Source organism: Myroides sp. WP-1 (genome assembly GCF_014145635.1).
Taxonomy (GTDB): domain Bacteria; phylum Bacteroidota; class Bacteroidia; order Flavobacteriales; family Flavobacteriaceae; genus Flavobacterium.
Map to the genome: position 1 here is coordinate 23,780 of NZ_JACHTC010000028.1, position 6,661 is coordinate 30,440.

General features: G+C 31.9%; 7 protein-coding genes. 3 read left to right on the plus strand and 4 right to left on the minus strand.

Annotation, left to right across the window (positions count from 1 at the left end; translation table 11 throughout):
* Positions 1-62 precede the first annotated feature (62 nt).
* Together H4K33_RS15740 and H4K33_RS15745 are read right to left on the minus strand one after the other, a co-directional pair.
* Entirely contained in the window at positions 63-344 is a 282-nt protein-coding gene (locus H4K33_RS15740; protein WP_182650709.1) for a DUF3817 domain-containing protein, read from the minus strand.
* Positions 345-467: 123 nt separating this feature from the next.
* Positions 468-833: a hypothetical protein gene (locus tag H4K33_RS15745; protein WP_182650711.1), complete on the minus strand. Its 366-nt coding sequence runs from the start codon at positions 831-833 to the stop codon at positions 468-470.
* 968 nt (positions 834-1,801) lie between these two features.
* On the opposite strand from H4K33_RS15745, the gene H4K33_RS15750 reads away from it, so the two are divergent.
* Together H4K33_RS15750 and H4K33_RS15755 are read left to right on the plus strand one after the other, a co-directional pair.
* Positions 1,802-2,857, plus strand: coding sequence for a helix-turn-helix domain-containing protein (locus H4K33_RS15750; RefSeq protein ID WP_182650713.1), 1,056 nt, complete (start codon positions 1,802-1,804; stop codon positions 2,855-2,857).
* The gene (locus H4K33_RS15755) at positions 2,854-3,981 is read left to right on the plus strand and encodes a helix-turn-helix transcriptional regulator (RefSeq protein ID WP_182650715.1); all 1,128 of its coding nucleotides are present in this window, start codon (positions 2,854-2,856) and stop codon (positions 3,979-3,981) included. Before H4K33_RS15750 ends, H4K33_RS15755 begins: the two co-directional genes overlap by 4 nt.
* A gap of 348 nt (positions 3,982-4,329) precedes the next feature.
* Here the strand turns inward: H4K33_RS15755 and H4K33_RS15760 are convergent, their stop codons facing one another.
* Together H4K33_RS15760 and H4K33_RS15765 are read right to left on the minus strand one after the other, a co-directional pair.
* The gene (locus tag H4K33_RS15760; protein ID WP_182650717.1) at positions 4,330-5,205 is read right to left on the minus strand and encodes a PepSY-like domain-containing protein; all 876 of its coding nucleotides are present in this window, start codon (positions 5,203-5,205) and stop codon (positions 4,330-4,332) included.
* A gap of 15 nt (positions 5,206-5,220) precedes the next feature.
* Positions 5,221-5,670, minus strand: coding sequence for a PepSY-like domain-containing protein (locus H4K33_RS15765; RefSeq protein WP_182650719.1), 450 nt, complete (start codon positions 5,668-5,670; stop codon positions 5,221-5,223).
* A gap of 283 nt (positions 5,671-5,953) precedes the next feature.
* Between H4K33_RS15765 and H4K33_RS15770 the strand changes: the two genes are divergently transcribed.
* Positions 5,954-6,403, plus strand: a complete 450-nt coding sequence (locus H4K33_RS15770) for a hypothetical protein (RefSeq protein ID WP_182650721.1) — start codon at positions 5,954-5,956, stop codon at positions 6,401-6,403.
* Positions 6,404-6,661 lie beyond the last annotated feature (258 nt).

Genomic DNA, 6,661 nt, shown 5'->3' on the forward strand with positions numbered 1-6,661 from the left:
ATTTGAATAAATATTGTTTTTTAGTAGTAAAAATATAAATGATATACTTTTTCGTTAGTTTATTAACTAATTTCTCTTTTTAATTTTTTCTCGATTACAAAAGTTCCAAATGGGATTACTGAGGCAATACACACAAAAAATAAAGTTTTATTCGACCATTTTAACTCATTTTTGATTAAAAAAGCGAAAACAATATAGGCAATGAATAAAATACCATGTGCCATGCCCACTTTTTGTACCATGTAAGGGCTATCCCAAATATACTTTAAGGGCATTGCAATGAACAACAAAAGAAGTAAGGATACTCCCTCTAAAAAAGCTGTAATCCTAAATAGATTAACCATAATATATAGACTTAAGTTTTATGAGGCTAAAATAGAGTTAATGTGGATTATTTCAAATAATTAGAAGGGAATTAATGCTAAATAAATCATAAAAAAAGGCCTAGAAAATCTAGACCTTATATGTTATGCTAAAAACTTAGCGTTGTACTCTTTCAAATCAGCAATGTTATGCTTGTTTGTAGGATCTTTAAAAAGCGACAATAAGTATTGTAAACTCTCGATGTCATTTTGCGTCCCAACAGTAGCTTCTTCTACCACTTCATCTTCTTCTATTGGTTCGTCATTTGGAATAGCAATGAAAAAACCGTTGTTATTTTCAATGTGCTCATACGTAAGTCTAATTGCTTTGACTAGCGTCGGTACTTCTTCTAGTAAAGCATATTCTCTTAATTTCTTAAGGTTTGGAACGATTTGATCCACCACAAGACCATTTGTAACTAAATCAGATTGTATTAACTTAATTAGTTTAATTGCATTTGCGTTTTCCACAGTATTAAATTTTGGGTATTATTAATTGTAGCACAAAAATAAGCTTTTTAATAGTTTAGCAAATAAAAAAGTTAATTTAATTTTCTCTGATTGTGGTTTTTTGGGCTATAACGCTACTGATGAACGGGTTTCTACTTTATTTTTTTTGACAAAAGGGAGGAATACCTTCTATTACTCTCCGCTTTAATTGACCTCAGTTTGTAAAGTTGTGCTTTACTGTAAGCGGTCTTTATAGGCTAATTGTGTTTGGTTTTGTTGCCTACAAACGCTCGCGTTGAAGCAAACAATTCAAAAATACTGGAGTTCTTTTCCCTCTAAATAAAAGTGTAATTCTACTAATAGGTGAAATAAACACTTTTTTTTTTCTCTTTTTATGTGCCTGTTTCTTGGCCATGGTTTGTTTAAATGTAAACGGGAAGGAATATTTGTGTTTTATCTATAGCAAAAAGGAATTTTTTATGATAATTTATGTAAGTTTTGAAAATCTTTAGTTTGAACAAGAAATGGAGGAAAGCTTTGCTTTTTAAAGGGATTTTATTCTACATGTGCGATTAAAATCTGTTTTTAACAACTTTATTGATATCTGTTTCTGTTTTTTTGTTCCATTATATTTGTATTTTATGATTTAAAATTGATTTTAACATGTTAATTGTTCTGTTATTTTAAAAAATATTCAAATTATAGGATTAAGTGTTAAAATGTGTTTCAATTAATTACTTTGCATGCAGAACATGTTTATTGATACATGATTTAACATAACTAAAGTTAAATTTGGTTAACTGAAAAATCAAGATATTGTAAAAATAATAACTGATTATCGATTATCACCTGTCGTTAAAATGTTAATTTGATACGTGTTTGATTTTTTAGTTAAAAACAAAAGTGGGGGGAATATTTATGCTTTAATCTTATCTAATACAACGCAAGTTTTCGTGCGTTTTGTATGAAGATAACTAAACTTAAAATGTATGGATTTAAAAAAGGATTATGAAATGAAGTTGGATGATTGGAATGTTAATTTTCAAGTTGAGCGCTATTATTTTTTGCTGTTTGTTTTTTTTGTTTTTCTATTGACGGTTAGTTGTTACTTTGTTTTAGTGGATCAGAAAACTACCTACATCGTTAATCTCTATGCGATTGTATTTAGTATAATGCTCTTCGGTCTGACAAGAGAACTGGAGGATGTTATTTTGAGAACGCAAATTCTTCAAATAGCTAGTTTAGCGGTTCTTCTGATTATTTTTAGCTTTCTTTGGGTTCCTTTGTGGATCGTGGTTACCTTAAATAATTTTTTTGCAGTTGTCTATTTTGGCATTTATTTTTGGCATCAGGAAAAATTTAAAGAACAAAGCCTGAGAATTGGAGCTTATATCAATATTGCTCACTTCTTCTTTGTGCTCTATCTTTTCCTCTTAAATGTTCAACTGTACCTTATTATCAATGAGTTGAATCTCTTTATTCTTGCTCTTAATCATGTTCAGGTAGGTGTACAATGTCTTATTTTAATGATCTCTTTGTTTACGTATGCTTCAATGAAGAAAAAAACAAAGGAGACAGAGAGAGAAACATTTTCTGTTTCTGTATCGCAGTGGGATGTATCGGTTCCTGAAGAAAGTGAGGGGGATATGACTAAAGGCGTTGAGTTAGATCGCTACCAATTAAAATACAGAAATCAAGAGTTAGGCGAGCAAATAATAGATTTTTTTGAATCAAAAAAGGACTTTTTACAACAAGACTTCACACTCGAAATGATGTGTAACTCCATTGTAAATTGCAGTACTCAGCAAGCTAGTTTTGTAATTAATAATTACCTCAATACTACGTTTTACAAGCTTGTAGCTTATTATCGGATCATTTATTCTTTACAATTGCTAGTTAATCAACCCGATTGGACTATGTTGGCTATTGCTGGAGAATGCGGATTTAGATCGGTTAATACGTTTAATAAGTATTTTAAAGATTTAACTGGATTTAGCCCTGTTGATTATAGAGGAGTTATTGAAAAAAGTAGAGTGCAGGTATGAATTGGATTGTAATTTTTATTCTAGGATATGTTTTTCTTTATTGGATCAATAGGAAAAAACATTGTGGTAGCAAGAAAATTCTAACATTGAGTTTATGTGTTTTTGGTTTACACGGTATGGTGTATCTGTTGCGTGTTTACGCAGGCTATTTACCAAGTGTTCACTTCATTTCTTTGTTGTTTTTATTCTTGGGTAATGGATGTATTTACTTACTAAAATTGAAGCGTAATCGCTGGTTGTTACACAGTGTTTCGGTGCTGTTTCTAGTGTATCTCCTCTTTAATCAGTTGGTAGTGAGTGAAACTACTTTCGAATTGCAAGTAGTGAATAAGCCGTTGTTTTTATCGATTAGTATCTTGTGTTTTTTTTATGGATGCTATGGATATTTCTGTCTGATGAATAATCTTTTACACAAAATACTTAAGCAGTACGTTGCTTTTTATATTGTTGTTCTCTTTTGTGTTTCTTTGTCTTTTTTGATGATTTATTTTGATGATACGCTATTCCATAACTATATCGATCAGTTATTTTATATCATTCATCTTTCATTGTTGATTGGCGCGTTCTTGTTTGAAGTAAAATCGTTTACCTATGGGAGGTATAAAGAAGCGTTTAATCATTCTGTTAAAAGGGAATGGACACAACAAACACATCGCTTACTTGGAAATGTGGCACTTGACATCTCGTTACCACAAGTAGAGCAGAGATCTAGCTGGGGAACGCGATCAATAGAACGTATTGATTTAACACATCTGACACAGGAGGTTTCTAGTCCCAAAGTACCAGAAATACGCAAGACAAATGAAATTCGTCAGATGATGACTGAACAGCTGATTGAGACGCGTTTGTTTTTAAATCCGTCGTTGAACTTAGAACAGTTGTCAGGTACGTTAAACTTGCAAAAATCTGAGCTAATTCGTTTTTTTAAAGAATCTCAATCCGCTACATTCAAACAATATTTGAACCGATTAAGGGTTGAGTACGCTATTTTGCTTATTCAAGACAATGAAGAAAACTTTACGGTTGAGGAACTGAGTTTACTATGTGGCTTTAATACTCGCTTATCCTTTTACCGCGCTTTTGTAGAAATTTTCGGGTTTGCACCCTCTGAAATTATGAGTTAATTTTTATTTTTTATTTTTCTGTTTGTTAGTCGTTTACAAGTTGAGAATACACAGAGAAGCTAAGCAATTTTTATTCAAAATCTTGCTGCTGGATGTAAAATAAGCAGCAAAACCTAAAGCTGGAGGGTGAATCTTAGGATCGCCCTCTTTTTGTATGTAGTAGTTCACATAGTAGTGCGATACAGAGGTGTGAGGTTAAGTGAAGTAACGGCTGATTTGTCTTTTGGTGATAGACTTCCGCATCTTTTCCAAATGATTCTTTGTTCTTCGATTTCGGACTTATCGCATTCGTCAATTCAAACAAATAAAAAAAGGATGTTGTAAAACATCCTTTTCTACTTATGTTATTTAGCGATCAATTCTTACAAAATTGCCTTCGCGATCAAAGATCAATTCTACTTGTTGTCTTCCATTTTTTAATTCTACTTCAAAGCTATTGCTTCTTTTTTCAACACTGGTAAGTGCAAAGTCGCTGTAATTTGTTTGAATGTAGTTGAGCATTGGGGAAGGAAGCAAAAGAGAAGGAATTGCTTTTCCCTGGTTGGATTCTATTTCTATCCAATCTCCTTGTTGGTTAAATTCGATTTTAAATCCATCATTTACATAGACCTTATATGTAGTGCCCTCATCGTCATTTTCTCTTTTGATCAACACAATTTCCGACGATGGAAAATGGGTTGTTAAAAGAGTTTGTGCTGCTTTGGGCAGTTCATTATAGTGAATCAATTGCTCATCGTTATCTAAGTCTAAATCAATCCCCATAAAGACTTGATTGCGATCGAAAATCAATTCTAACCCGTTATTTAACTTCACTTCATATCCTTTTCGATCTCTGTCAATTTCAATAGCGAAATTGGTAGGGTAATTTGCTGCAATATAGGCTTGAATTAAGGGAACTTCTTGTGCGAGAAATTCCGTCGGAATAGCCGTGTGATTTGTTGTTTCAATTTCTGTCCAATTTCCCTCTTTATCGAAGTCGATTTGAACGTTGTTGTTTAAGATCAACTTATAGTAAGAACCGTAGTAATTAGGTTTATTCACCTTATTAGCCTCTGCAATTGTGGTGTTGGGAAATACACCAGTAATAAATTGTTGCGTCTGTTGAGGCAATTGATCTACTGTTATTTTTTCGATCTGAACAGGATTAGCATCATCACTATTACAAGCGGTAAATGTAACGGTTAGTGTTGTAAACAGGGCTAATGCAATTATTTTCTTTTTCATTTCTCTTTTTTTTAATTAGTTGTCAATTCGTTTGAATGTACCTGATTTTGAAAACTCAAGCTCTAATCCATTGTGTAACTCAACTTCGAAATAACTTCTTTTCTTGTCAATTTTTACAATGGAAGTTTCTTTGTAGTTTTGTTTTACATAGGTCACAATCGGATCTAAAATAAAGGAAGTGGGTAGTGTATTTCCATTACCATCAACTTCATCCCATTCGCCAGATTGATCAAACTCAATCTCAATGCGATCTGCAAAGGTTACTTTGTATGAGACAGATAAAAAATCAGCATCTTTTTCAACGGTTTGTATTTCTTTACCATTAAAATGGGTATCCATAAACATTAATGCCTTTTTGGGTAACTCATTCTTTGTAATGATGATGTCTTTAGCTTGTGTTGTTTCACTCATCAACAAAGCTCCCATACTTAAGATTCCTACTACTATTGTTTTTAATTTTCTCATAGCTGTACTATTTATTATTTACAAGACAAACTTACATGTAGAATCTGGAAAGAATTGGGAATAAATCAAAAAGTTAAAAAAGGTAAATGAATTTAAATATTATCTTTTTTGCGTTAAAATATCGGCGCAAATCATAAATAATTGTAAACTAACTGTTTTAAAGGCAGAGAGTTGATTAAATATCGTACCTTAGATGATACAAAAAAAAACGGGTTAAGTGAGACCGCTAAATTGCGAGGGAAAACTTAACAATAACTAAAAAATAGGTATAAAAATAGTTGATATGAAAAAAGGAATGATTTTAATTTTTAGTGTTTTAGCTTTAGGCGCTTGTAAGAATACAACGGAAAAAATGCCTGAGTCAAGCAATAAAGAGCTACAAGTAGGAGAACAACAAATTGACAATGCACCGATGATTGGAGGAGAGAAAAACGATCATGGATGTTTGGTCGCAGCAGGAGAAACGTGGAGTGAATTAAGACAAAAGTGTTTGAAAATTTTTGAAGAAGGCACGCGATTGAACCCCGTACATGAAGATAGTTCGGCTGTTATTAGTGCTTTCGTATTGTTTAATGATGATCAATCTAAAGTTGAATTGTTTTTACCCGAAGAAAGTTCAAAGGCACTTATTTTAGATAAAAAAGACGCAGAGGTTTATGGAGATGCTACCTATAGCTTTAATGCAAAAGAAGGTACACTTTATGTTAATGGAAAAAAACAGTATACCAAATAAATGTACTAAAACATGTTATTGGTAATTCATTTTATGTAATGTTAGGTTAATTATGCCTCAGAAAAGTACGTGCTTTTCTGAGGTTTTTTTTTGTTGTTCGTTGTTTGTTGTTCGTTGTTTGTTGTTTGTTGATGAACATCCCTAAATACAGTTGACCGTTTTTTAAACATTAACTTCATTATTAAAGATAGTAATAATTGGTTTGTTGAAAGTACTTTCAACAAACCAATTATTTTCAAATTCAACAGGAGACATTTT